This window comes from Methylobacterium sp. HJ2 (assembly GCF_056431005.1).
The window spans coordinates 1-21,817 of the sequence record NZ_JBWJYM010000013.1 but is presented as its reverse complement, the minus strand read 5'-3'; the positions used below and the strand labels follow the sequence as shown (position 1 = coordinate 21,817).

Genomic DNA, 21,817 nt, shown 5'->3' with positions numbered 1-21,817 from the left:
AAGCCGCCGCTCCCCTCCGCCGTATGGTCGTGCGCGTCGTGCCCACGCGCTCCCGGACGATCGGTCCGGGGCCCGCGGGCGAGGTCCGCGCTCAGAAGTCGAGACCACCCTCGCGGGCGGCGTCGGCGAGCGCCTTGACGCGGCCGTGATAGATGTAGCCCGAGCGGTCGAAGATCACCTTGGTGACACCGGCCGCCTTGGCCCGCTCGGCGACGAGCTTGCCGACGGCCTGGGCCGCCGCGACGTCCGCGCCGGTCTTCAGGTCGGCCCGCAGCGCCTTGTCGATCGACGACGCGGCGGCGAGCGTACGCCCTTCGGCGTCGTCGATGACCTGGACGTAGATCTGCTTCGAGGAGCGGAACACCGTCAGCCGCGGGCGGCCGTTGGCCGCCGCGCGCAGAGCCCGGCGGACGCGCACCTTGCGCCGCTGGAGGGCGACTAGCTTGTTAGACATTCTCAGCCCTCCTTACTTCTTCTTGCCTTCCTTGCGGAAGATGAACTCGCCCGCGTACTTCACGCCCTTGCCCTTGTAGGGCTCGGGACCGCGATACTCGCGGATCTCGGCGGCGACCTGACCGACGCGCTGCCGGTCGATGCCCGAGATCACGATCTCCGTGGGCTTGGGCGTCACGATGGTGATGCCGGCCGGGATCTCGTACTCGATGTCGTGGCTGTAGCCGAGCGACAGCTTGAGGGCCTTGCCGGCCATCGCGGCGCGGTAGCCCACGCCCGTGATCTCCAGCTTCTTCTCGAAGCCCTTGGAGACGCCCTCGACGAGGTTCGCCACCTGGGCCCGGGAGGTGCCCCACAGCGAGCGGGCCTCCTTGGACTGGTTCTTCGGCTGGACGCTGACCGCGCCGTCCTCGAAGGCCACATCCACCAGGCTCGGAACGACGAACTGCAGCTCGCCCTTCGAACCCTTCATCTTCACGGTCTGACCGGTCACGGTCGCCGTCACGCCGGCCGGGACGGCGACGGGCTTCTTGCCTACGCGAGACATCTGCCTTCCTCCTCTCGTCCGATCAGAACACCTGGCAGAGCACTTCGCCGCCGACGTTGCGCTCGCGCGCCTCGTGGTCGGCCATGACGCCCTGCGGGGTGGACACGATGGTGACGCCGAGACCGTCGGCGACGCGGGGGAGCTCGCCCACCGACGAGTAGACCCGGCGACCCGGCTTCGACACGCGCTGGATCGAGCGGATGACGGGCTTGCCGTCGTAGTACTTGAGCTCGATCGCGAACTCGGTGCGGCCGTTGCCGAGATCCTGCACCGCGTAGTCGCGGATGTAGCCCTCGGACTTCAGCACGTTCAGCACGCTGGCGCGCAGGCGCGAGCCGGGCGTCTGAACGACGTTGCGACGGCGCTGCTGGCCGTTGCGGATGCGGGTGAGCATATCGCCCACGGGATCGTTGACCATGGCGATACCTCCTTACCAGCTGGACTTGACGAGGCCGGGGATCAGCCCCCGGTTGCCAAGCTCACGCAGGGCCACGCGCGAGATGCCCATCTTGCGATAGACGGCGCGGGGACGGCCGGTCATCGCGCAGCGGTTGCGGATGCGGGTGGCCGAGGAGTTGCGCGGCAGCTCCGCGAGCTTGAGGCGCGCCTCGAAGCGCTCCTCCATCTCGAGGGACTCGTTGTTGGCGATCGCGAGCAGGGCCTTGCGCTTCTCGGCGAAGCGCTTGACCAGCTCCTTGCGGTGGTTGTTCTTCTCGACTGAGCTCTTCTTAGCCATGTCTGTTCTCTCCGGTGTCCGCGTCTGAGGCCCTAGGGCCTCACTGCCGGAACGGGAATTGGAAGGCGGCGAGAAGGGCCTTGGCCTCCTCGTCGGTCTTGGCGGAGGTGGCCACCACGATGTCCATGCCCCAGGTCTGCTCCGCCTTGTCGTAGGAGATCTCCGGGAACACGAGGTGCTCCTTGAGGCCCAGGGCGTAGTTGCCGCGGCCGTCGAAGGAGCGCGGGTTCAGGCCGCGGAAGTCACGCACGCGGGGCAGCGCGATGGTGATCAGCCGGTCCATGAACTCGTACATGCGCTGCTTGCGCAGGGTCACCTTGCAGCCGATCGGCATCCCCTCGCGGACCTTGAAGGTCGCGATGGCCTTGCGGGCGCGGGTGATGACGGGCTTCTGGCCGGCGATGAGGGCGAGGTCGCCCGCGGCGACCGTCGCCTTCTTCGAATCGGCGGTGGACTCGCCGACGCCCATGTTGATGACGATCTTCTCGATCTGCGGCACCTGCATGGGGTTCGCGTAGCCGAACTGCTCGATGAGCTTCTGGCGGACGACCTCCTCGTAGTGCTTGCGCAGACGCGGGGTGTAGGCGTTCTTGTCGGCCTCAGCCATCGATCTGATCCCCCGTGCTCTTGGCGAACCGGACCTTGCGGCCGTCCTCGAGGATGCGGAAACCAACCCGGGTCGGCTTGCCGTTGGCATCCGCGACCGCGATGTTGGACAGGTGGATGGCGGCCTCCTTGGAGATGATCCCGCCTTCCTGCGACTGCGTCTGCTTCTGGTGACGCTTCACCAGGTTGATGCCGCGCACGAGAGCCTTCTCGTCCTTCGGCATGACCTGGATGACCTCGCCGGAGCGACCCGCGTCGCGGCCGGTGAGAACGACGACGGTGTCGCCCTTCTTGATCTTGGCGGCCATCACAGCACCTCCGGAGCGAGCGAGATGATCTTCATGTGATTGCGCGCGCGGAGCTCGCGGGGAACGGGCCCGAAGATGCGGGTGCCGATCGGCTCCTTCTGATTGTTGATCAGGACGGCCGCGTTCTTGTCGAAGCGGATCACCGAGCCGTCGGCCCGCTTCACGTCCTTGGCGGTGCGCACGACGACCGCCTTCATGACGTCGCCCTTCTTGACGCGACCGCGCGGGATCGCCTCCTTGACGGAGACGACGATCACGTCGCCCACGCCCGCATACTTGCGCTTCGACCCGCCGAGCACCTTGATGCACATCACGCGGCGTGCACCCGAATTGTCGGCGACGTCCAGATTCGTCTGCATCTGGATCACGAGAGTGACCTTTCCTTGTTTCAGGCGGGTTTCCGCACGCGGGCGGTATTGCCCGGCGGACGACGCCTGATGGGGATCTGTTGTCCCCGGCTCATATGACGAACCGCGCAAACGGCGTGGGATGCGCCGGCGCGGTCACCGCGTGCGAGGGGTGCGAACACCCCGTGGACTGTCGCGAAGGTCGGTCCGATACACCGGTTCGGTCGGGAGTTCAAGCGTGAAGGTGGGACGGCACAGGGCGATCGGGTGGACCCGATCGCCCCGGTCTCGTCGTCCGCCTCGGGCGCCGGCGGCGGCCTCCGCGGCCTCCGCGGCCTCCGCGGTCTTGCCCGTCGCTCCACTCGACGCTTCTCAGGACGGACGGCCCGCAGGACAAACGGCCTGAAAGACCCACTTCGCGCCCGGCCATCGACGATCGGGCCTCACCCGATTGCCCTGGGGGCCAGCGCTGCGGCGCGGATCTTGCCGGCCGTCGCGGGCCTGCGGAGATGCACGGGCCGGAACGCCCCCGTGCCGGGGCTGTCGGCGCCCGGGCCGGCGGGCGGATCCGGAGCGGATGGGGACGGAGATCGCATGAAGCCACGGATCGCGCTCGGCCTTCAGGGAGGCGGGGCCTACGGCGCCTACGGCTGGGGCGTCATCGACCGGCTCCTGGAAGAGCATATCTGGATCTCGGCGGTGAGCGGGGCGAGCGCGGGCGCCCTCAATGGGGCCGCCCTGGTCTCCGGCCTCGCCAGCGGCAGCGACGACGGCGCGCGCGATGCGCTCGCCCGCCTCTGGCGCGCGACCGCCGACCGTTCGCCGCTGCGGGCCTGGGACTGGGCCGGATCCGGCGCCTCCTCCTGGATGCCGCCTTGGACGGCGCCGTGGATGGAACCGTGGCAGCAATCCTGGAAGACCACCTGGGTGGAGCCCTGGGTGGAGGGCTCGCTGGCCTTCACCCGGCTCTACGGCGGCCATGTCACGCCCTTCTTCCCCGCCTTCCGGGCGATGCGGCCGTGGCGCGAGGCGGTGGCCGCGAGCGTCGATTTCGAGGCGATCACGGCGCCGCGCGCGATCCCGTTCTACGTCTCCGCGACGGACGTGCTCACGGGGGCCGCCCGCCTCTTCACCGGCGGGCAGATCACCGAGGACGCGCTGATGGCCTCCTGCTGCCTGCCGGAGCTGTTCTCGGCGGTCGAGATCGACGGGCGGCGCTACTGGGACGGGGGCTACGTCGCCAACCCGGCCCTCGACCCCCTGGTCTTCGGCGGCCACGGCGCGACCGACCTCATCGTGGTCCAGCTCACGCCCTTCGTCACCGACGCGGTCGGCGCGCGGACGGGGGCGGTGATGCGGCGGGCGAGCGACATCAGCTTCAACGCCTGCCTGATGCGCGAGTTGAAGATACTGACCGAGCTGCAATCCGCGGTGCGCCTGGCGGCCTCCCCCTCCCCGCGGCTGCGCCCGATCCTCGACATCAACATCCACCTGCTGCGCGCGCCGGCCGAGCTCGCCTCCGGCTGCGCCGACAAGTACGACACGCGCTGGTCGACGCTCTGCGCGCTGCGCGATCTCGGCCGGGCGACGGCGGAAGCGTGGCTCGCCGAGCGCGGCCACACGATCGGGGCGGCCTCAAGCCTGACGACCCTCGAAGAGGCCCTGACGGAGCACGCGCCGCGCGCCCGGGCGGCCCCGGCCTGAGGTGAGCCGAAACGCGAAAGAGGCGGGGGCCCCCGGGGGGCCCCCCGCTTTAGCTGACCTGGAAGGCCCGGGACGGACCTCCTATCCAATCTCACAGGTCATGACCCGTGAGGTCCGGCGGATGAAAGCCGCCCCGCGGTCGCGGGGTCGACTTCAAGGAGTCCGAACCGGAGGCACCCAGTCTCAGGCCTCGGCGGCGACCGGGGCGGACTCGCCCTCGACCAGCTTCCAGGTCTTGGTCTTCGAGTAGGGCCGGCACTCCTCGATGAACACCGTCTGGCCGACATGGGCGGCGTTGCCCTCGTCATGCGCATGGTAGTTCTTGGAACGGCGGACGGTCTTCTTCATGACCGGGTGGGTGAAGCGGCGCTCCACCTTGACCACGATGGTCTTCTCGCCCTTGTCGCTGACGACGACGCCCTGCAGAACGCGCTTCGGCATGGTCTTTGACTCCTCAGGCCTTCGCCGTCTGCAGCGTCTTCTGACGCTGCAGCGTGCGGACGCGGGCGATGTCGCGGCGGACTTCGCGGACGCGGGCGACGTTCTCGAGCTGGCCGGTGGCCCCCTGGAAGCGCAGGTTGAACTGCTCCTTCTTGAGGTTCAGCAACTCGTCGTTGAGCTGATCTGCCGACAGGGCCTTCAGATCAGACAGTCGGTTGGACGACTTCACGGATCCCTCCCTCAGTCGGCGATGCGGGTGACGATGCGGGTCCGCACCGACAGCTTGGCGGCCCCGAGGCGGAGCGCCTCCCGGGCGATGTCCTCGGCGACGCCGTCGACCTCGAACATGATCCGGCCGGGATGGACGCGGGCGGCCCAGTAATCGGGGGCGCCCTTGCCCGAGCCCATGCGGACTTCGGTCGGCTTCGAGGTCACCGGCACGTCCGGGAACACGCGGATCCAGACGCGGCCCTGGCGCTTCATCTCGCGTGTGATCGCGCGGCGGGCCGCCTCGATCTGCCGCGCGGTGACGCGCTCGGGCTCCACGGCCTTCAGGCCGAAGGTGCCGAAGTTCAGGTCGAAGCCGCCCTTGGCCGCACCGTGGATGCGGCCCTTGAACTGCTTGCGGAACTTGGTCTTCTTAGGTTGCAGCATGGCAGCCTCTCAACTCCTGTGGCCGGCTCACGCGTGGGACGGCTCGCGACGACCGCGGTCACCGCGGCCACCCTCGCCATCCCGCTCGCGACGGCCGCCCGAACGGCCACCCTCTTCCTGAGCCTTCTTGTCCTGGGCCATCGGGTCGTGCTCGAGGATCTCGCCCTTGAACACCCAGACCTTGATGCCGCAGGTCCCGTAGGTCGTGAACGCGGTGGCCGTGCCGTAATCGACGTCGGCGCGCAGCGTGTGCAGCGGAACCCGGCCCTCGCGGTACCATTCCGTGCGGGCGATCTCGGCGCCGCCGAGACGGCCCGAGCAGGTGATGCGGATGCCCTCGGCGCCGAGACGCATCGCCGACTGCACGGCGCGCTTCATGGCGCGCCGGAAGGCGACGCGGCGCTCGAGCTGCTGGGCGATCGAGTCGGCCACCAGGGTGGCGTCGATCTCGGGCTTGCGCACCTCGACGATGTTGATCGTCACGTCGGCCTTGGTCATCGTGCCGACGAGCTTGCGCAGCTTCTCGATGTCGGCGCCCTTCTTGCCGATCACCACGCCCGGACGGCCCGAGTGGATGGTGACGCGGCACTTCCGGTGCGGACGCTCGATGACGATCTTGGAGACCGCCGCCTGCTTGAGCTGCTTCATCAGGGCGGCGCGGATCGCGACGTCCTCGTGCATGAGCTTGGCATACTCGCCCTTCTGGGCGAACCAGCGGGAGTCCCAGGTCCGGTTGATTCCGAGCCGGAGACCGATCGGGTTGACTTTCTGACCCATCAGATCCTCCTCAGGCCGCTTCGGCCCGAACTTCCCGAACCACGATGGTGAGGTTCGAGAAGGGCTTCAGGATGCGTGCGCCGCGGCCGCGGGCACGTGCGTGGAAGCGCTTCAGGACCAGCGCCTTGCCCACGAAGGCCTGGGAGACGACGAGATCGTCGACGTCCAGGTCGTGGTTGTTCTCGGCGTTGGCGATGGCGCTCTCGAGGCACTTCTTGACCTCGGTGGCGATGCGCTTGCGGGAGAACTGGAGATCGGCGAGCGCCGTCTCGACCTTCTTGCCGCGGATCAGCTGCGCCACGAGATTGAGCTTCTGGGGGGAGACGCGGATCATCCGCGCCACCGCCTTGGCCTCGTTCTCGGGAAGCGCGCGGGGTGTGGCCTGCTTGCCCATCTCAGCGCCTCTTCGCCTTCTTGTCGGCCGCGTGGCCCGGGAAGGTGCGGGTCGGCGAGAACTCGCCGAACTTGTGGCCGACCATTTCCTCGGAGACGTAGACCGGGATGTGCTTCTGCCCGTTGTGCACACCGAAGGTGAGCCCGACGAACTGCGGGAGGATCGTGGAGCGGCGGCTCCAGATCTTGATGACCTCGTTGCGGCTCGCCCCGCGAGCCGCCTCGGCCTTCTTGAAGAGGTAGCCGTCGACGAACGGCCCCTTCCAGAGTGAACGTGCCATGGCGATTACTTCTTGCGGTTGTGGCGGCTGGACAGGATGAAGACGTCGGTCCGCTTGTTGGAGCGGGTCTTCTTCCCCTTGGTCGGCACGCCCCAGGGCGTCACCGGGTTACGGCCGCCCGAGGTGCGTCCCTCGCCGCCGCCGTGCGGGTGGTCGACCGGGTTCATCGCCACGCCGCGGTTGTGCGGGCGCTTGCCGAGCCAGCGGTTGCGCCCGGCCTTGCCGAGCGAGATGTTCATGTGGTCCGGGTTCGAGACCGCGCCGACGCTGGCGAAGCACTGGCCGTGGACCAGGCGCTGCTCGCCCGAGTTGAGGCGGAGCGTGACGTAGCCCTGGTCGCGCCCGACGATCTGAGCGTAGTTGCCGGCCGAGCGGGCGATCGCGCCGCCCTTGCCGATCTTCAGCTCGACGTTGTGCACGATCGTGCCCACCGGCATGTTGCCGATCGGCCCGGCATTGCCCGGCTTGATGTCGACGCTCTCGCCCGACACCACCTTGTCGCCCGGCTGCAGGCGCTGCGGAGCCAGGATGTAGCTCTGCTTGCCGTCCGGGAAGTTGATCAGGGCGATGAACGCGGTGCGGTTCGGATCGTACTCGATCCGCTCCACGGTCGCGGCGACGTCGAGCTGCTCGCGCCGCTTGAAGTCCACGTTGCGGAGCGAGCGCTTGTGCCCGCCGCCGCGGAAGCGGACGGTGATGCGACCGAGGTTGTTGCGGCCGCCCGAGGACGACTTGCCCTCGGTCAGCGCCTTCACCGGCTTGCCCTTGTAGAGCTCACGGCGGTCGACCAGGACGAGCTGGCGCAGGCTCGGCGTGACCGGTTTGAATGTCTTCAAGGCCATCGGCTTGGATCCCTAACCCGTCCTCAGAGCCCGGTCGTGACGTCGATCGTGTCGCCCTCGGCGAGGGTGACGATCGCCTTCTTCACGTCCGAACGCTGTCCGCGCTGACCGCGGAAGATCTTCTTCTTGCCCTTGGTCACCAGGGTGTTCACCGCGGTGACCTTGACGTCGAACAGCTTCTCCACCGCGTCCTTGATCTGCGGCTTGGTGGCCTTCGGGGCGACCCGGAAGACGACCTTGTTCTGCTCGGTGAGGTTGGTCGCCTTCTCGGTGATGACCGGGGAGACGATGATGTCGTAGTGGCGCGGATCGGCACTCATTTGAAACGCTCCTCGAGGGCGTCGATCGCCGCCTTCGTCAGCACGAGCGTGTCGCGACGCAGGATGTCGTAGACGTTGATGCCCTGGACGGGCAGCACGTCGATCTGCGGGATGGCGCGGGCGGCCCGGCCGAAGTTCACGTCGACTTCCGCACCGCCGATGATCAGCGCGTTGGAGAGGCCGAGCTTGCCGAAGCGCTCCACCAGACCCTTGGTCTTGTGGTCGTCGATGCTGATGTCGTCGACGACGATCAGCGTCGCCGCCTTGGCCTTCGACGAGAGGGCGTGGCGCAGCGCCAGGGCGCGGACCTTCTTGGGAAGGTCGTGGCTGTGGTCGCGCACCACCGGGCCGAAGGCCCGGCCGCCGCCGCGGAACTGCGGCGCCGAGGCCGCGCCGTGGCGGGCGTTACCGGTGCCCTTCTGCTTGTAGGCCTTCTTGCGGGTGCGGTTCACGTCCGAGCGGTTCTGCACGGCGTGGGTTCCGGCCCGGCGCTTGGCGAGCTGGTAGCGCACCATGCGCTGCAGCAGGTCGGGGCGGGGCTCGAGGCCGAAGATGGCCTCGTTGAGCTCGACCGAACCGGCGCCGGCGCCGTCGAGCGTGGTGACATCGAGCTTCATCACGCGTTCTCCTCGGTCGCGGCAGCCTCGGGAGCCGGGGCAGGCGTCTCGGCGGCGGACTCGGCGGAGCCGGTCTCGCGGAACTTGCCCGGCAGCGGAACGTCGGCGGGGAGCTTGCGCTTCACCGCGTCGCGGATCTGGATCCAGCCCCCGGCGACGCCCGGGACAGCACCCTCGACCAGGATCAGGCCGCGCTCGGGATCCGTGCGCACGACGCGCAGGTTCTGCGTGGTGACCCGCTCGACGCCGAGGTGACCCGGCATCTTCTTGTTCTTGAAGGTCTTGCCCGGATCCTGGCGACCGCCGGTCGAACCGATCGAGCGGTGCGAGATCGACACGCCGTGGGTGGCGCGCAGACCGCCAAAGTTCCAGCGCTTGATGCCGCCGGCGAAGCCCTTACCCGTGGTGGTGCCCGTCACGTCGACGAATTGGCCCGGGATGAAGTGGTCCGCGGTGATCTCCGCGCCGACCGGGATCAGCGCGTCCTCGGACACGCGGAACTCGGCGAGCTTCTTCTTCGGCTCGACCTTGGCGACCGCGAAGCGGCCCCGCTCGGCGGCCGAGACGTTCTTGACCTTGGCCTTGCCGACGCCGACCTGCAGCGCGACGTAGCCGTCCTTCTCGGTGGTGCGATGCGCGACCACCTGGCATTGATCGATCTTGAGCACGGTGACCGGCACATGCTCGCCGGCCTCCGTGAAGACCCGGGTCATGCCGACCTTCTGTGCGATGACGCCTGAGCGCATAGGTCTCTCCCTCGCGCGATGAAACGGTAAGCTCTAAGCCCCGCGGGGGCTCAGAGCTTGATCTCCACGTCCACGCCAGCGGCGAGGTCGAGCTTCATCAGCGCGTCCACGGTCTGGGGGGTCGGATCGACGATATCGAGCACCCGCTTGTGCGTGCGCATCTCGAACTGCTCGCGCGACTTCTTGTCGATGTGCGGCGAGCGGTTCACGGTGAACTTCTCGATATGCGTCGGGAGCGGGATCGGGCCACGGATGGTGGCGCCGGTGCGCTTGGCCGTCGAGACGATCTCGCGGGTCGACGCATCGAGGATGCGGTGATCGAACGCCTTGAGGCGGATACGGATATTCTGACCGTTCATGACCTGCTGCCTTCAGCGGGAGGTGGATAGGGGCGGGCGTGGGGGCCCGCCCCTCTACCGATCCCTCTGGGGATTGCGCTCTCGATTACTCGTTGATGGCGGCGACGACGCCGGCGCCGACGGTACGACCGCCCTCGCGGATGGCGAAGCGCAGCTTCTCTTCCATGGCCACCGGGACGATCAGGGTGACGTCCATGGTCACGTTGTCGCCCGGCATCACCATCTCGGTGCCCTCGGGCAGGGTGCACACGCCCGTCACGTCCGTGGTGCGGAAGTAGAATTGCGGCCGGTAGTTGGTGAAGAACGGCGTGTGGCGCCCGCCCTCCTCCTTGGTCAGGATGTAGGCCTCGGCCTTGAACTTGGTGTGGGGCTTCACCGAGCCCGGCTTGCACACCACCTGGCCCCGCTCCACGTCCTCGCGCTTGGTCCCGCGCAGCAGCACGCCGACGTTGTCGCCCGCCTGACCCTGGTCGAGCAGCTTGCGGAACATCTCCACGCCCGTCACCGTCGTCGAGCTCGTCGCCCGGATGCCGACGATCTCCACCGTCTCGCCCACCTTGACGATGCCGCGCTCGACGCGACCCGTCACCACCGTGCCGCGGCCCGAGATCGAGAACACGTCCTCGATCGGCATCAGGAACGGCATGTCGATCGGACGCTCCGGCTGCGGGATGTACTCGTCCACCGTCTTCATCAGCGCCAGCACCGCGTCGTGCCCGACCGCCTTGTCGCCGTTGTCGAGCGCCACCTTGGCCGAGCCCTTGGTGATCGGGATGTCGTCACCCGGGAAGTCGTACTTCGAGAGAAGCTCGCGCACCTCCATCTCGACGAGTTCGAGCAGCTCGGCGTCGTCCACCAGATCGACCTTGTTGAGGAACACCACCAGCGCCGGCACGCCGACCTGACGGGCCAGCAGGATGTGCTCGCGCGTCTGCGGCATCGGGCCGTCGGCGGCCGAGACCACCAGGATGGCCCCGTCCATCTGCGCCGCGCCCGTGATCATGTTCTTCACGTAGTCGGCGTGGCCGGGGCAGTCGACGTGCGCGTAGTGCCGGTTCGTGGTCTCGTACTCCACGTGCGCCGTCGAGATCGTGATCCCGCGCGCCTTCTCCTCCGGCGCCTTGTCGATCTGGTCGTAGGCCGTGAACGTCGCCCCGCCCGTCTCCGCCAGCACCTTCGTGATCGCCGCCGTCAGCGACGTCTTGCCGTGATCAACGTGGCCAATCGTGCCAATGTTGCAGTGCGGCTTGGTGCGGGAGAACTTTTCCTTGCCCATCAGAGCCTCCTAGATTCGAATTGCTGTTGCGGTTGAAGCGGTGCGGTCGGGCCCGGGGGCCTTAGGCGTACTTGGCGATGACCTTGTCGGCCTCGCCGCGCGGCACCTCTTCGTAATGGTCGAACTGCATCGTGAAGTTGGCGCGGCCCTGGCTGAAGGAGCGCAGCTGGTTCACGTAGCCGAACATGTTGGCCAGCGGCACCATCGCGTTGATGACGTTGGCGTTGCCGCGCATGTCCTGGCCCTGGATCTGGCCGCGGCGGGAGTTCAGGTCGCCGATGACCGAGCCGGTATACTCTTCCGGCGAGACGACCTCGACCTTCATCACCGGCTCGAGCAGCACCGAGCCGCCCTTCTGGAGGGCTTCGCGGAGCGCCGCGCGGGAGGCGATCTCGAAGGCCAGCGCCGAGGAATCGACGTCGTGGTAGGCGCCGTCGATCAGCTCCACCTTGATGTCGACCACCGGGAAGCCCGCGAGCACGCCGGCGCCGAGGACGGAGTTCAGGCCCTTCTCGACGCCCGGGATGTACTCCTTGGGCACCGAGCCGCCGACCACCTTCGACTCGAACGAGAAGCCTGCGCCCGGCTCGTTCGGCTCGACGATGAACTTCACCCGGGCGAACTGACCGGTGCCGCCGGTCTGCTTCTTGTGGGTGTAGTCGATCTCCTGACGGCGGGTCAGCTTCTCGCGGTAGGCCACCTGCGGCTGGCCGATATTCGCGTCGACCTTGTAGGTGCGGCGCAGGATGTCGACCTTGATGTCGAGGTGGAGCTCGCCCATCCCCTTGAGGATGGTCTGGCCCGATTCCTGGTCCGTCGAAACCCGGAAGGACGGATCCTCGGCGGCCAGCTTCGCCAGGGCGATGCCCAGCTTCTCCTGGTCGGCCTTGGACTTCGGCTCGACGGCGATTTCGATGACGGGCTCGGGGAACTCCATCTTCTCGAGGATCACGGCCTTGACCGGGTCGCACAGGGTGTCGCCGGTGCGGGTGTCCTTGAGGCCGGCGAGCGCCACGATGTCGCCCGCGAAGGCTTCCTTGATGTCCTCGCGGTTGTTGGCGTGCATCAGGAGCATGCGGCCGACGCGCTCCTTCTTGTCGCGCGTCGAGTTGATGACGTTGGCGCCCGAGTCGATCTTGCCCGAGTAGACGCGGCAGAAGGTGATCGTGCCGACGTGGGGATCGTCCATGATCTTGAAGGCGAGCATGGAGAAGGGATCCGTATCCGTCGGGTGACGGACGGTCTCTTCCTCGGTCTTGAAGTCGATGCCCTTGATCTCGCCGCGGTCGGCGGGGGACGGCAGGTAGTCGACGACGGCGTCGAGGAGCGGCTGCACGCCCTTGTTCTTGAAGGCCGAGCCGCACAGCACCGGGTGGAAGGCGCGCAGCTGCACGGCCCTACGGACGAGACGGTGCATCGTCTCGATGTCCGGCTCGGTGCCGTCGAGGTAGGCCGACATCGCCTCGTCGTCGAGCTCGACGCAGGCCTCGACCAGCTTGGTGCGGTACTCCACGGCCTGGTCCTGCAGGTCGGCCGGGATGTCGGTCTCGTTGAAGTTCGCGCCGAGCGCCTCGCCCGTCCAGACGATCGCCTTCATCTTGATGAGGTCGATGACGCCCTGGAAGTTCGACTCGGAGCCGATCGGCAGCTGCAGGCAGACGGGCTTGCCGGCGACGCGATCGATGATGTCGGCGACGCACTTGAAGAAGTCGGCGCCGACCTTGTCCATCTTGTTGACGAAGACCACGCGCGGCACGTCGTACTTGTCGGCCTGGCGCCACACGGTCTCGGTCTGGGGCTCGACGCCCTGGTTGCCGTCGAGCACGCACACGGCGCCGTCGAGCACGCGGAGCGAGCGCTCCACCTCGATCGTGAAGTCGACGTGGCCGGGGGTGTCGATGATGTTCAGGCGCTTCTCGCGCCAGAAGCACGTCGTCGCGGCGGACGTGATCGTGATGCCGCGCTCCTGCTCCTGCTCCATCCAGTCCATCGTGGCGGCGCCCTCATGGACCTCGCCGATCTTGTGGGACTTTCCGGTGTAGTAGAGGATCCGCTCGGTGGTCGTGGTCTTGCCGGCATCGATGTGGGCCATGATGCCGAAGTTGCGGTAGTCCTCGATCGCATGCGTGCGGGGCATCGGGATCTCTCCGGAGAAAGGCTTCGGGGCCGCTTACCAGCGGTAGTGCGAGAAGGCGCGGTTGGCTTCCGCCATCCGGTGCGTGTCTTCCCGCTTCTTGACGGCGTTGCCGCGGTTGTTGGCGGCGTCCAGGAGCTCGGCGGACAGGCGCTCGACCATGGTGCGGTCGTTGCGGGCGCGGGCGGCCTGGATCAGCCAGCGGATGGCCAGGGCCTGACGGCGCTCGGTGCGCACCTCGACGGGGACCTGGTAGGTCGCGCCGCCGACGCGGCGGGAGCGGACCTCGATCGCCGGGGCGACGTTCTCGAGCGCGGCGCGGAACACCTCGATCGGGTTGGCGCGGGCACGGTTCTCGACGATGTCGAAGGCGCCGTAGACGATCCGCTCGGCGGTCGACTTCTTGCCCTCGTACATGATCGAATTCATGAACTTCGTCAGGACGATATCCCCGTACTTCGGGTCGGGGATGATCTCACGCTTCTCGGCCGAGTGACGACGGGACATGGGAGACTCTCGAAAAGTATCGACTTGAGCACCTCACGCAGGCCGCCTTGAGCGGGAACCGCCGGCGACATCCTTGTGAGGCAGTGGAAACCCGGCCGGAGCTCGAAAACCTTGCTTCGGCCGTCTTGCGTGGGCGCCCGGTTTCCGGGCCCCCGCGCGGTCGTCCGGCGCGTCGCGCCGCCGGTCTTACTTCGGGCGCTTGGCGCCGTACTTGGAGCGGCGCTGCTTGCGGTTCTTGACGCCCTGGGTGTCGAGCACGCCGCGCAGGATGTGGTAGCGCACGCCCGGCAGATCCTTCACGCGGCCGCCGCGGATCATCACCACGGAGTGCTCCTGAAGGTTGTGGCCCTCGCCCGGGATGTAGCCGATCACCTCGAAGCCGTTGGTCAGGCGGACCTTGGCCACCTTGCGGAGCGCCGAGTTCGGCTTCTTCGGGGTCGTCGTGTAGACGCGGGTGCAGACGCCGCGCTTCTGCGGGCAGGCGTTGAGCGCCGGCACCTTGTTGCGGGCCTTCTGAGCCTTGCGCGGCTGAGCGATCAGCTGGTTGATCGTCGGCATCCTGTGCCCTCTTCCTCCGGATCGCCGTGCTGCCGCGATCCTGTCCACGTCGTTGAGCGTCCCTCTCGGGGCGCGGGCTGCGCCGCGTCCCCGAGAGGGCAGCGTCGCAAAACGAATATGCGCCAGGGGTCGGTCAGGACCCGTGGCGCGCTGTCGGCAGAGGAGCACTCCCGGTACAGGCGCGCTCGTACCTACTGATCTGACGAGACGTCAGGCGATGTGAGCCTTCGGTATCATGCGGGCGCGCTAGCGAGGCTTGCCAGTCTAGCGAGGCTTGCGATTCACGCCCGCGGCAGCCCAGGGCCGACCGAAGTGGCGCGCTTCTAGACGCCCTGGCGGCCCGCGTCAATGCCGAACCGGCACAAATCCCGGCCCGGACGGAGGTTAACGCGCGGTTTCCGGCGACGTCCTGCGAGCGGGTCCGCGCCTCGTCCGCGGGCGGGGCCGTGCTCCCTTCCGGGCGTCGCTGGCCAAGGCGGGGACAGGGTGCCCGGGCGTCGCTCACGGAAGATTAAACCGGTTCGTCGAATTGTCCGCATCTCCGGCGGGGCTCGCCCGGCCGGATCTGCGGTTCGCGTACCAGGGTGATGCGTATGGGTAGCGTCTCGACGGCGTCCGACAACGTGGTTCCGTTCCGGCGCGCGCCGGCGCGACTCGCCCCGGGCGAGGGGGATGTGCGCGAGGGCCAGATCCGGCGCCGGGGCGAGCAGCGCAGCCTGATGGACGCGGTCTACGCCACCGGCAGCCTCGCGGTCGCGGCGGGCGACCGCGAGACCAAGCTCACCGCCTCGCGGCTGCAGGTCTACGGCTTCCTCGCCATCGAGGAGGTGACGGACGCGGGCACCCTGCGCCGCCTGCGCCCCTCGGAGGCGATCCGGGCCCGCACCGATCGGCCCTGGCGCCTGTCGCGCCCGCTCCAGGGCGGCCTCGGGGTCAGCATCCCGCGCATCGACGACTTCCTGTTCGAGCCGACCGGCCACCACGGCTGAGGCGGCGCCTCCCGAGACGCCGAAAGGGCGCCGGACCTGCCTGGTCCGGCGCCCTTTCGCGTTCGTGATCCTCTGCGCGGCGGGACCGTCCGGCCCGCCCGCGTTCTAGGCCTCGCCCTCGTCGAGCTCGTCGTCGGTCGGCTTGGCGTTCTCCAGGATCTTCTCGGCGACGAGGCCCGAGTTCTGGCGGATCGAGGATTCGATCTTGGCGGCGATCTCGGGATTGTCGCGCAGGAACCCCTTGGCGTTCTCGCGGCCCTGGCCGAGGCGCTGGCTCGAGTAGGAGAACCACGCTCCCGACTTCTCGACGATGCCGGCCTTCACCCCGAGATCGACGAGCTCGCCCACCTTCGAGATGCCCTCGCCGAACATGATGTCGAACTCGACCTGCTTGAAGGGCGGCGCGACCTTGTTCTTGACGACCTTGACGCGGACCTGGTTGCCGATCGCCTCGTCGCGGTCCTTCAGGGTCGAGATGCGGCGGATGTCGAGGCGCACCGAGGCGTAGAACTTCAGCGCGTTGCCGCCCGTGGTGGTCTCCGGGCTGCCGTACATCACGCCGATCTTCATCCGGATCTGGTTGATGAAGATCACCATGCACTTCGAGCGCGAGATCGAGCCGGTGAGCTTGCGCAGCGCCTGGCTCATCAGGCGGGCCTGGAGGCCGGGCTGGCTCTCGCCCATCTCGCCCTCGATCTCGGCCCGCGGCGTCAGCGCGGCCACCGAATCGACCACCAGCACGTCGATGGCGCCCGAGCGCACCAGGGTGTCGGTGATCTCCAGGGCCTGCTCGCCGGTATCGGGCTGCGAGATCAGCAGGTCGTCGAGGTTGACGCCGAGCTTGCGCGCGTAGACCGGGTCGAGGGCGTGCTCCGCGTCCACGAAGGCGCAGACGCCGCCCTTCTTCTGGGCCTCGGCGATCGTGTGGAGCGCCAGCGTGGTCTTGCCCGAGGATTCCGGCCCGTAGACCTCGATCACCCGGCCCCGCGGCAGGCCGCCGACGCCGAGGGCGATGTCGAGCCCGAGCGAGCCCGTCGAGACCGTCTCGACCTCGGCGACCTTGTCGTTCTTGCCGAGCCGCATGATCGAGCCCTTGCCGAAGGCGCGCTCGATCTGGGACAAAGCGGCGTCGATCGCCTTCGACTTGTCCTTGTCCATGCTGGGCGTATCCACGGCTTTCAGGGCGGGCTGGGCCATCGCGGCGGCATCCTTATGCGGGGGTTGGGCGCCGTTCGCAATCGCGCCCCGGCTGTCGTTTATGTACTCTTTTTGTTCTCATTGCGCAAGGGTGGCGCCCCCGGGGCGAGGGCCGGCATCCACCGGATCCGCATTCCCTCCGGCCGGCCCTGGCCTGGGCCGGGACCCGCTCGGCCGGGCGCGCCGCGCCGTATTCGGAGCGCGTCCGCAGCTGCCGGCGGGCTGTCCGGCCGATCGTGCGTGCCTGTTGCAGGTGGCTTGAGGCTGCAACTTCCGGGAAAGACTTTATAACTATTCGCATTCGAGGGTGTTGAGTCTCGGATACGGGTGTCTCCAAACGCGCGTCGGGCGAAGATCACTCGATCGTCGGCGCTTGTCTTCTCACGTCTTCGCGCGCTCAACGGTCCGACGGCGCGGCCCCCGGCCCCGGCGAACCTGATCGGAGACGCGGCGATGACGAGAACGGGCAGGGGCGGGCCGGCAGGCGCCGCGATGGTGCTCGGCGGCCTCGCGCCGCTCTGGCTGTCGGCGGTGCAGGCGCAGCCGGTCGAGTCGGAGGTGGTGCTCTCGGAACTCTCCGTCACCGGGACGGGCGAGGCCGCGACCGGGCCGGTGGCGGGCTACCGGGCCGGCCGCTCCGGCACCGCCACCCGCACCGACACGGCGATCCGCGACGTGCCCCAGTCGATCCAGGTGGTGCCGCGCGAGGTGCTGGTCGACCAGCAGGACGTGCGGCTCGCCGACGCGATCCAGAACGTCAGCAACGTGCAGTCCGGCGGCACCATCCAGGGCCGCTCCGACACCTTCGTGATCCGCGGCTTCCGCACCCAGACCTACGCCATCGACGGCGTGCTCCTGAGCCAGGCCAACACCTTCAACACCACGCAGCGCGACCTCGCCGACGTCGAGCGGATCGAGGTGCTCAAAGGACCGGCCTCCGTGCTCTACGGGCGCGGCGATCCCGGCGGCCTCGTCAACATCGTCACCCGGCGGCCCACGGCGGAGCCCACGGGCGACCTCACGCTCCAGGGCGGCAGCTTCGGCTTCGCCCGCCTCCAGGGCTCCGTGTCGAGCGCCCTGCCGGCGGCGGAGGGGCTGGCCGCGCGGGTCAGCTTCGCGGCCCAGGACGACCCGACCTTCCGCAACTTCGGCGACGGGCGCACCAACACCCGGTACTTCGTCGCCCCCGCCTTCACCTGGACGCCCGCCCCCGATACCCGCGTCGAGCTCCTCGCCGAGGTGACCCGGCAGGATTCGCAGTACGACGAGGGCCTGATCGCCCGGAACGGCCGGGTGCCGCGGGACGACGTCGCGCGCTACTACGGCACCCCGAACTCCCGCTACAACGGCGAATCGAACTTCGTGACGCTCAGGGCCGAGCACGACCTCAACGCGGCCGTGACCCTGCGGCAGGTCGTCAATGTGCAGTCGGGCGGCTTCGACGCCTTCGCGGTGCGCTCCACCGCCGTCAACGCCGCCGGCACCCAGGTCACGCGCCGGAGCACGGCGACCGACACCACCTTCGCGGCGATCGACACCCAGTCCGAACTGGTGGCGAAGTTCGACGTGCTGGGCCTGCGCAACACGCTGCTGGCCGGCTTCGAGTACACCAACGGCTTCCGCAAGTCGTACTCGGTGCAGTCGAGCTTCAGCGGCACGAGCTTCTTCGACCCGGCACCGCGGGGCACCTACGGCCCCTTCACCTTCCAGAACGCGATCCAGCAGCGGACCGCCCTGTACGGGCTCTACCTGCAGGATCAGATCGACCTCGGCGCCGGCCTGCAGCTCCTGCTCGGGGCGCGGGCGGATTTCGGCAGCCAGTTCTACGTCAGCCGGACCAGCGCGACGCAGGCGACGCCCCCGGACCAGGAGCTGTTCGGGATCTCGCCGCGTGTCGGCCTCGTCTACCGCCCGGTCGAGCCGCTGACGCTCTACGCGAGCTACACGACCTCGTTCAAGCCGCAGACCGACAACGTGCTGGGCGCCACGAACCCGCCGCCCGAGACCGGCGTGCAGTACGAGGTCGGCGCCCGCTACGACCTGATCCCATCCACCCTCACCCTGAGCGCCGCCGCCTTCCGGATCGACCGCCAGAACGTCTCGGCGGCCGACCCCGTCAACACGGGCTTCTCGGTGATCACGGGCGCGCAACGCTCGGAGGGCGTCGAGTTCGACATCGCGGGCGAGATCCTGCCCGGCTGGAAAATCATCGGCGGGCTCGGCTATCTCGACGCCCGGATCACGAAGGACACCACCTACGCGATCGGCAACCGGCTGATCGGCGCGCCGGAGTTCAGCGCCAGCGTCTGGTCGACCTACCAGATCCAGGACGGCCCCTGGCGCGGTCTCGGCTTCGGCGCGGGCCTCACCCATGTGGGCAACCGCTTCGGCGACCTCAACAACAGCTTCACGGTGGGCAGCTACAACCGCCTCGACGCGGCCGTGTTCTACGATGTCGAGCGCTACCGCTTCGCCGTCAACGCCCGCAACCTGACGGATGCCCGCTACATCGAGCAGCCGTTCAACCAGTTCAACAACCTGCCGGGCGCGCCGCTGACGGTGCTGGCGACGATCACCGCGCGGATGTGAGCGCGGGGCTCGCATCCGCCCGATCGAGGCGCCGGCCGCTCCGGCGCGGGCGCGCCGGTGATCCGCGCGGGCGCCGCGGACGGCCCCGGATCCCCGGGGGGCGTCCGCCGCGCCGGTGCGGCCCCACGGCCGCGCTTCGCCCGGCGGGACCAGGAAAACATACCGAAGCGGCTCGGAATTATGGGCGAATCCGCCTCCGGCCCGGCCGGCACGGTGAAAAATTTCCGGCCGTTTAACCAAGCTCCGATAGGGTCTGCGCGCACGTTCCACCCCCCGGACCACGATCATGACCCTCCTCGGCCACACCAAGATCCTGATCAAGGCTGCCCTCCCGCTCCTGATCGTCGCCGCCGTGGCGGGGGGGCTCGTGCTCTACGCCCGCTCCAGCCTCGCCGATCTGGCCGCGCAGACGCGCCAGCTGGTCGAGGTGCAGATGGCCCGCCTGGAGGGCATCCTGACCGTCCGCATCAACGTGAACGAGGCCGCCGTCCAGAGCCGCAATCTCGTGCTTGAGACCCGCGCGCACGAGATGACCGGCTACAAGGTCCGCTACGAGGCCGCCGCCAAGGCCGCGCTCGACAGCGCCGACCGGCTGATCGCCCTGTCCGACACGCCGCAGCGCAAGGCCGCGAACCAGGGCCTGCGCCAGGCCCTCGTCGACTTCTTCGCGGTCTCCGAGCGCGGCAACGCCCTGGCCCTGAAGAACGACCCCGCCGCCACGCCGGTCCTCCTCGTCGAGGCCGCGCCGCTGCGGATGAAGCTGCGCGAGATCATACAGCCGCGCATCGACCTGCTGACGGCCGAGCTCAAGCAGGCGAGCGTCGGCGCCGACGAGGCCTCGGCCCGTGCCGGCACGGTTCTGGTCGCCGCGGCGGCGACCGGCCTGCTCGCCGCCCTGGCCCTCGCCGCATTCATCGTCGTCGCCGGCATCACCCGCCCGATCGCGAGCCTGGTCGGGGTGCTGCAGCGCATGGCCCAGGGCGATGTCGCGGCCGAGATCAAGGAGGCGGCGCGCGGCGACGAGATCGGCGCCGTCGGCCGCGCGGTCGCGGGCATCAAGGCCATGGTCGCCCAGAAGGCGGCCGAGCAGGCGGAGGTCCAGCGCCTCGCCGACGCGGCCGCCGCGAGCGAGCGCAAGCGCACGATGGTGGAGCTCGCCGACGGCTTCGAGCGCGCCGTGGGCGGCATCGTCGGAACGGTGTCGTCCTCGGCCGCCGAGCTGCAGGCCACCGCCAGCACGATGACCGCGACCGCGACGGAGACGGCCTCGCAATCCACCACGGTCGCGGCCGCGGCCGAGGAGGCGGCCTCCAACGTCAACACCGTGGCGGCCGCGGCCGAGGAACTCGGCACCTCGGTCACCGAGATCAGCCGGCAGGTGCAGGGCTCGGCCAGCCTCGCCCAGGCGGCGGTCGGCGAGGCGGACCGGACCGGCCAGCTCGTCCAGGCGCTGAAGACCACCTCCGCCCGGATCGGCGACATGGTCGGGCTGATCTCCTCGATCGCCGGTCAGACCAACCTGCTGGCGCTCAACGCGACCATCGAGGCGGCGCGCGCGGGCGAGGCGGGCCGCGGCTTCGCGGTGGTGGCCTCCGAGGTCAAGGAGCTGGCCTCGCAGACGGCCAAGGCCACCGAGGCGATCGCGTCGCAGATCGGCGAGATCCAGGGCGTGACCGATCAGGCGGTGCAGGCGATCGACGGGATCACGCAGCGGATCAGCGAGATCAACGCCGTGGCCGCCTCGATCGCGGCGGCGGTGGAGGAGCAGGGGGCGGCGACCCAGGAGATCGTGCGCAACGTCGCCCAGGCCGCCACCGGGGCGGGCGAGGTCACGAGCAACATCTCGGGCGTGGCGCGGGCCTCCGAGGAGACCGGCTCCGCCGCCGCCCAGGTGTTCGCCGCCGCCTCCGGCCTGTCGCGCCAGTCCGACCAGCTCGGCGCCGAGGTCGCCCGCTTCCTCGCAACCGTCCGGGCGGCCTGAGCCGGCCCGGACGCGCACGGGAGCCTGCCGCCCCGGCGGGCGGCTCCCGTGCGCACCGCATCCTGCGGCTCGCGCCGCGCAGCGCGTCCGAGCCGGACCGGAACCCCTGCGCGGGTGCGGGCGCCTGCGGCGGGGACGGGACGCGCGGCCTCTGTCGGCGGCCGGTGTCGGCGGCCCATGAAGCGGGCGGTCTCGCGGAGGCAGCGGCGAACCGCACGCCCCGCCTCAAGCTAAGACATTATTCTTGACACATAGGAACAAAGCGGGTACATGGCTGTCCACGCGCTGTCCCGTCGGCGCGGCGGGTCTCCCATCCGCCGCGCCGACGCGCAGGGAGCCTGGACCGGATGACCGCCGGGGCGGGTGCGAGGACAGCGCGGCGGTTCCCGCGTCGCCGGCCGGTCAGCCGGCGCCCCGGGCGCCTCTGCGCGACGCCGAGCCGCGCTCGGCCTGGA

General features: G+C 69.1%; 27 protein-coding genes. 4 read left to right on the top strand and 23 right to left on the bottom strand.

The genetic code is table 11. The features are described from left to right. Nucleotides 1–91 precede the first annotated feature (91 nt). The 7 genes from rplR to rplN are packed head-to-tail and all read right to left on the bottom strand — an operon-like array spanning nucleotide 92 to nucleotide 3,018. Nucleotides 92–454: a 50S ribosomal protein L18 gene (gene rplR / locus ACS5RC_RS24300; protein WP_478346500.1), complete on the bottom strand. Its 363-nt coding sequence runs from the start codon at nucleotides 452–454 to the stop codon at nucleotides 92–94. Between the two features lie 12 nt (nucleotides 455–466). Then, nucleotides 467–1,000: a 50S ribosomal protein L6 gene (rplF, locus tag ACS5RC_RS24295; protein WP_478346499.1), complete on the bottom strand. Its 534-nt coding sequence runs from the start codon at nucleotides 998–1,000 to the stop codon at nucleotides 467–469. A gap of 22 nt (nucleotides 1,001–1,022) precedes the next feature. Beyond that, complete coding sequence (gene rpsH, locus ACS5RC_RS24290) at nucleotides 1,023–1,418, bottom strand: 30S ribosomal protein S8 (protein WP_478346498.1); 396 nt, start codon at nucleotides 1,416–1,418, stop codon at nucleotides 1,023–1,025. Between the two features lie 12 nt (nucleotides 1,419–1,430). Continuing rightward, the gene (gene rpsN, locus ACS5RC_RS24285; protein WP_478346497.1) at nucleotides 1,431–1,736 is read right to left on the bottom strand and encodes a 30S ribosomal protein S14; all 306 of its coding nucleotides are present in this window, start codon (nucleotides 1,734–1,736) and stop codon (nucleotides 1,431–1,433) included. Between the two features lie 40 nt (nucleotides 1,737–1,776). After that, nucleotides 1,777–2,343: a 50S ribosomal protein L5 gene (gene rplE / locus ACS5RC_RS24280; protein ID WP_478346496.1), complete on the bottom strand. Its 567-nt coding sequence runs from the start codon at nucleotides 2,341–2,343 to the stop codon at nucleotides 1,777–1,779. Beyond that, complete coding sequence (gene rplX, locus ACS5RC_RS24275; protein WP_478346495.1) at nucleotides 2,336–2,650, bottom strand: 50S ribosomal protein L24; 315 nt, start codon at nucleotides 2,648–2,650, stop codon at nucleotides 2,336–2,338. Before rplX ends, rplE begins: the two co-directional genes overlap by 8 nt. Next, nucleotides 2,650–3,018 carry a 50S ribosomal protein L14 gene (gene rplN / locus ACS5RC_RS24270; RefSeq protein WP_010686182.1) on the bottom strand — a complete coding sequence of 123 codons (369 nt, stop codon included), beginning with the start codon at nucleotides 3,016–3,018 and terminating at the stop codon, nucleotides 2,650–2,652. The genes rplX and rplN overlap by 1 nt, the downstream gene beginning before the upstream one ends. Nucleotides 3,019–3,591: 573 nt before the next feature. Between rplN and ACS5RC_RS24265 the strand changes: the two genes are divergently transcribed. Next, complete coding sequence (locus tag ACS5RC_RS24265; protein ID WP_478346494.1) at nucleotides 3,592–4,701, top strand: patatin-like phospholipase family protein; 1,110 nt, start codon at nucleotides 3,592–3,594, stop codon at nucleotides 4,699–4,701. Nucleotides 4,702–4,884: 183 nt separating this feature from the next. Here the strand turns inward: ACS5RC_RS24265 and rpsQ are convergent, their stop codons facing one another. The 15 genes from rpsQ to rpsL all read right to left on the bottom strand — a co-directional run bounded on the left by rpsQ (nucleotide 4,885) and on the right by rpsL (nucleotide 14,606). Beyond that, entirely contained in the window at nucleotides 4,885–5,142 is a 258-nt protein-coding gene (rpsQ, locus tag ACS5RC_RS24260; protein ID WP_478346493.1) for a 30S ribosomal protein S17, read from the bottom strand. Between the two features lie 13 nt (nucleotides 5,143–5,155). Continuing rightward, nucleotides 5,156–5,371, bottom strand: coding sequence for a 50S ribosomal protein L29 (gene rpmC, locus ACS5RC_RS24255; RefSeq protein WP_478346492.1), 216 nt, complete (start codon nucleotides 5,369–5,371; stop codon nucleotides 5,156–5,158). Nucleotides 5,372–5,382: 11 nt separating this feature from the next. After that, nucleotides 5,383–5,796: a 50S ribosomal protein L16 gene (gene rplP, locus ACS5RC_RS24250; protein WP_478346491.1), complete on the bottom strand. Its 414-nt coding sequence runs from the start codon at nucleotides 5,794–5,796 to the stop codon at nucleotides 5,383–5,385. 27 nt (nucleotides 5,797–5,823) lie between these two features. Continuing rightward, nucleotides 5,824–6,573 (bottom strand): 30S ribosomal protein S3, encoded by a 750-nt coding sequence (rpsC, locus tag ACS5RC_RS24245; RefSeq protein ID WP_478346490.1) that lies wholly within the window; start codon nucleotides 6,571–6,573, stop codon nucleotides 5,824–5,826. A 10-nt stretch (nucleotides 6,574–6,583) separates the two neighbouring features. Continuing rightward, nucleotides 6,584–6,967 carry a 50S ribosomal protein L22 gene (rplV, locus tag ACS5RC_RS24240; protein WP_478346489.1) on the bottom strand — a complete coding sequence of 128 codons (384 nt, stop codon included), beginning with the start codon at nucleotides 6,965–6,967 and terminating at the stop codon, nucleotides 6,584–6,586. A 1-nt stretch (nucleotide 6,968) separates the two neighbouring features. Beyond that, nucleotides 6,969–7,247, bottom strand: a complete 279-nt coding sequence (rpsS, locus tag ACS5RC_RS24235) for a 30S ribosomal protein S19 (RefSeq protein ID WP_478346488.1) — start codon at nucleotides 7,245–7,247, stop codon at nucleotides 6,969–6,971. Nucleotides 7,248–7,252: 5 nt separating this feature from the next. Beyond that, nucleotides 7,253–8,089, bottom strand: coding sequence for a 50S ribosomal protein L2 (rplB, locus tag ACS5RC_RS24230; protein WP_478346487.1), 837 nt, complete (start codon nucleotides 8,087–8,089; stop codon nucleotides 7,253–7,255). 23 nt (nucleotides 8,090–8,112) lie between these two features. Then, a complete protein-coding gene (locus tag ACS5RC_RS24225) occupies nucleotides 8,113–8,409 on the bottom strand; it encodes a 50S ribosomal protein L23 (RefSeq protein WP_478346486.1) in 297 nt (98 codons plus the stop codon). Then, a complete protein-coding gene (rplD, locus tag ACS5RC_RS24220) occupies nucleotides 8,406–9,026 on the bottom strand; it encodes a 50S ribosomal protein L4 (protein WP_478346587.1) in 621 nt (206 codons plus the stop codon). Before rplD ends, ACS5RC_RS24225 begins: the two co-directional genes overlap by 4 nt. Next, entirely contained in the window at nucleotides 9,026–9,772 is a 747-nt protein-coding gene (gene rplC, locus ACS5RC_RS24215; protein WP_478346485.1) for a 50S ribosomal protein L3, read from the bottom strand. The genes rplD and rplC overlap by 1 nt, the downstream gene beginning before the upstream one ends. Nucleotides 9,773–9,822: 50 nt before the next feature. Beyond that, nucleotides 9,823–10,131 carry a 30S ribosomal protein S10 gene (rpsJ, locus tag ACS5RC_RS24210; RefSeq protein ID WP_018044230.1) on the bottom strand — a complete coding sequence of 103 codons (309 nt, stop codon included), beginning with the start codon at nucleotides 10,129–10,131 and terminating at the stop codon, nucleotides 9,823–9,825. 85 nt (nucleotides 10,132–10,216) lie between these two features. Further along, a complete protein-coding gene (gene tuf / locus ACS5RC_RS24205; protein WP_478346484.1) occupies nucleotides 10,217–11,407 on the bottom strand; it encodes an elongation factor Tu in 1,191 nt (396 codons plus the stop codon). Nucleotides 11,408–11,468: 61 nt separating this feature from the next. Continuing rightward, a complete protein-coding gene (fusA, locus tag ACS5RC_RS24200; RefSeq protein ID WP_478346483.1) occupies nucleotides 11,469–13,544 on the bottom strand; it encodes an elongation factor G in 2,076 nt (691 codons plus the stop codon). Nucleotides 13,545–13,577: 33 nt separating this feature from the next. Further along, nucleotides 13,578–14,048 (bottom strand): 30S ribosomal protein S7, encoded by a 471-nt coding sequence (rpsG, locus tag ACS5RC_RS24195; RefSeq protein ID WP_478346482.1) that lies wholly within the window; start codon nucleotides 14,046–14,048, stop codon nucleotides 13,578–13,580. A gap of 186 nt (nucleotides 14,049–14,234) precedes the next feature. After that, nucleotides 14,235–14,606: a 30S ribosomal protein S12 gene (gene rpsL, locus ACS5RC_RS24190; protein ID WP_004447775.1), complete on the bottom strand. Its 372-nt coding sequence runs from the start codon at nucleotides 14,604–14,606 to the stop codon at nucleotides 14,235–14,237. A gap of 593 nt (nucleotides 14,607–15,199) precedes the next feature. On the opposite strand from rpsL, the gene ACS5RC_RS24185 reads away from it, so the two are divergent. Next, nucleotides 15,200–15,595 (top strand): hypothetical protein, encoded by a 396-nt coding sequence (locus ACS5RC_RS24185; protein WP_478346481.1) that lies wholly within the window; start codon nucleotides 15,200–15,202, stop codon nucleotides 15,593–15,595. 105 nt (nucleotides 15,596–15,700) lie between these two features. On the opposite strand, the gene recA is transcribed toward ACS5RC_RS24185, so the two are convergent. Next, nucleotides 15,701–16,792, bottom strand: coding sequence for a recombinase RecA (recA, locus tag ACS5RC_RS24180; RefSeq protein ID WP_478346480.1), 1,092 nt, complete (start codon nucleotides 16,790–16,792; stop codon nucleotides 15,701–15,703). A 453-nt stretch (nucleotides 16,793–17,245) separates the two neighbouring features. Here recA and ACS5RC_RS24175 point away from each other — a divergent pair, with 453 nt between their 5' ends. Together ACS5RC_RS24175 and ACS5RC_RS24170 are read left to right on the top strand one after the other, a co-directional pair. Then, nucleotides 17,246–19,381: a TonB-dependent siderophore receptor gene (locus tag ACS5RC_RS24175; RefSeq protein WP_478346479.1), complete on the top strand. Its 2,136-nt coding sequence runs from the start codon at nucleotides 17,246–17,248 to the stop codon at nucleotides 19,379–19,381. A gap of 286 nt (nucleotides 19,382–19,667) precedes the next feature. After that, complete coding sequence (locus tag ACS5RC_RS24170) at nucleotides 19,668–21,362, top strand: methyl-accepting chemotaxis protein (protein WP_478346478.1); 1,695 nt, start codon at nucleotides 19,668–19,670, stop codon at nucleotides 21,360–21,362. Nucleotides 21,363–21,817 lie beyond the last annotated feature (455 nt).

Bases quoted from the DNA above. Each gene is read 5' to 3' on its own strand.
- rpsC (WP_478346490.1), bottom strand. From the start codon at position 6,573: ATGGGTCAGAAAGTCAACCCGATCGGTCTCCGGCTCGGAATCAACCGG.
- rplE (WP_478346496.1), bottom strand. From the start codon at position 2,343: ATGGCTGAGGCCGACAAGAACGCCTACACCCCGCGTCTGCGCAAGCAC.
- rpsH (WP_478346498.1), bottom strand. From the start codon at position 1,418: ATGGTCAACGATCCCGTGGGCGATATGCTCACCCGCATCCGCAACGGC.
- rpsS (WP_478346488.1), bottom strand. From the start codon at position 7,247: ATGGCACGTTCACTCTGGAAGGGGCCGTTCGTCGACGGCTACCTCTTC.
- rplD (WP_478346587.1), bottom strand. From the start codon at position 9,026: ATGAAGCTCGATGTCACCACGCTCGACGGCGCCGGCGCCGGTTCGGTC.
- ACS5RC_RS24185 (WP_478346481.1), top strand. From the start codon at position 15,200: ATGGGTAGCGTCTCGACGGCGTCCGACAACGTGGTTCCGTTCCGGCGC.
- ACS5RC_RS24170 (WP_478346478.1), top strand. From the start codon at position 19,668: ATGACCCTCCTCGGCCACACCAAGATCCTGATCAAGGCTGCCCTCCCG.
- rpsQ (WP_478346493.1), bottom strand. From the start codon at position 5,142: ATGCCGAAGCGCGTTCTGCAGGGCGTCGTCGTCAGCGACAAGGGCGAG.
- rplR (WP_478346500.1), bottom strand. From the start codon at position 454: ATGTCTAACAAGCTAGTCGCCCTCCAGCGGCGCAAGGTGCGCGTCCGC.
- rpsJ (WP_018044230.1), bottom strand. From the start codon at position 10,131: ATGAACGGTCAGAATATCCGTATCCGCCTCAAGGCGTTCGATCACCGC.
- rpsL (WP_004447775.1), bottom strand. From the start codon at position 14,606: ATGCCGACGATCAACCAGCTGATCGCTCAGCCGCGCAAGGCTCAGAAG.
- rplF (WP_478346499.1), bottom strand. From the start codon at position 1,000: ATGTCTCGCGTAGGCAAGAAGCCCGTCGCCGTCCCGGCCGGCGTGACG.
- recA (WP_478346480.1), bottom strand. From the start codon at position 16,792: ATGGCCCAGCCCGCCCTGAAAGCCGTGGATACGCCCAGCATGGACAAG.
- rpsG (WP_478346482.1), bottom strand. From the start codon at position 14,048: ATGTCCCGTCGTCACTCGGCCGAGAAGCGTGAGATCATCCCCGACCCG.
- ACS5RC_RS24265 (WP_478346494.1), top strand. From the start codon at position 3,592: ATGAAGCCACGGATCGCGCTCGGCCTTCAGGGAGGCGGGGCCTACGGC.
- rplP (WP_478346491.1), bottom strand. From the start codon at position 5,796: ATGCTGCAACCTAAGAAGACCAAGTTCCGCAAGCAGTTCAAGGGCCGC.
- ACS5RC_RS24175 (WP_478346479.1), top strand. From the start codon at position 17,246: ATGACGAGAACGGGCAGGGGCGGGCCGGCAGGCGCCGCGATGGTGCTC.
- rpsN (WP_478346497.1), bottom strand. From the start codon at position 1,736: ATGGCTAAGAAGAGCTCAGTCGAGAAGAACAACCACCGCAAGGAGCTG.
- rplC (WP_478346485.1), bottom strand. From the start codon at position 9,772: ATGCGCTCAGGCGTCATCGCACAGAAGGTCGGCATGACCCGGGTCTTC.
- fusA (WP_478346483.1), bottom strand. From the start codon at position 13,544: ATGCCCCGCACGCATGCGATCGAGGACTACCGCAACTTCGGCATCATG.
- tuf (WP_478346484.1), bottom strand. From the start codon at position 11,407: ATGGGCAAGGAAAAGTTCTCCCGCACCAAGCCGCACTGCAACATTGGC.
- rplX (WP_478346495.1), bottom strand. From the start codon at position 2,650: ATGGCCGCCAAGATCAAGAAGGGCGACACCGTCGTCGTTCTCACCGGC.
- rplV (WP_478346489.1), bottom strand. From the start codon at position 6,967: ATGGGCAAGCAGGCCACACCCCGCGCGCTTCCCGAGAACGAGGCCAAG.
- rplB (WP_478346487.1), bottom strand. From the start codon at position 8,089: ATGGCCTTGAAGACATTCAAACCGGTCACGCCGAGCCTGCGCCAGCTC.
- ACS5RC_RS24225 (WP_478346486.1), bottom strand. From the start codon at position 8,409: ATGAGTGCCGATCCGCGCCACTACGACATCATCGTCTCCCCGGTCATC.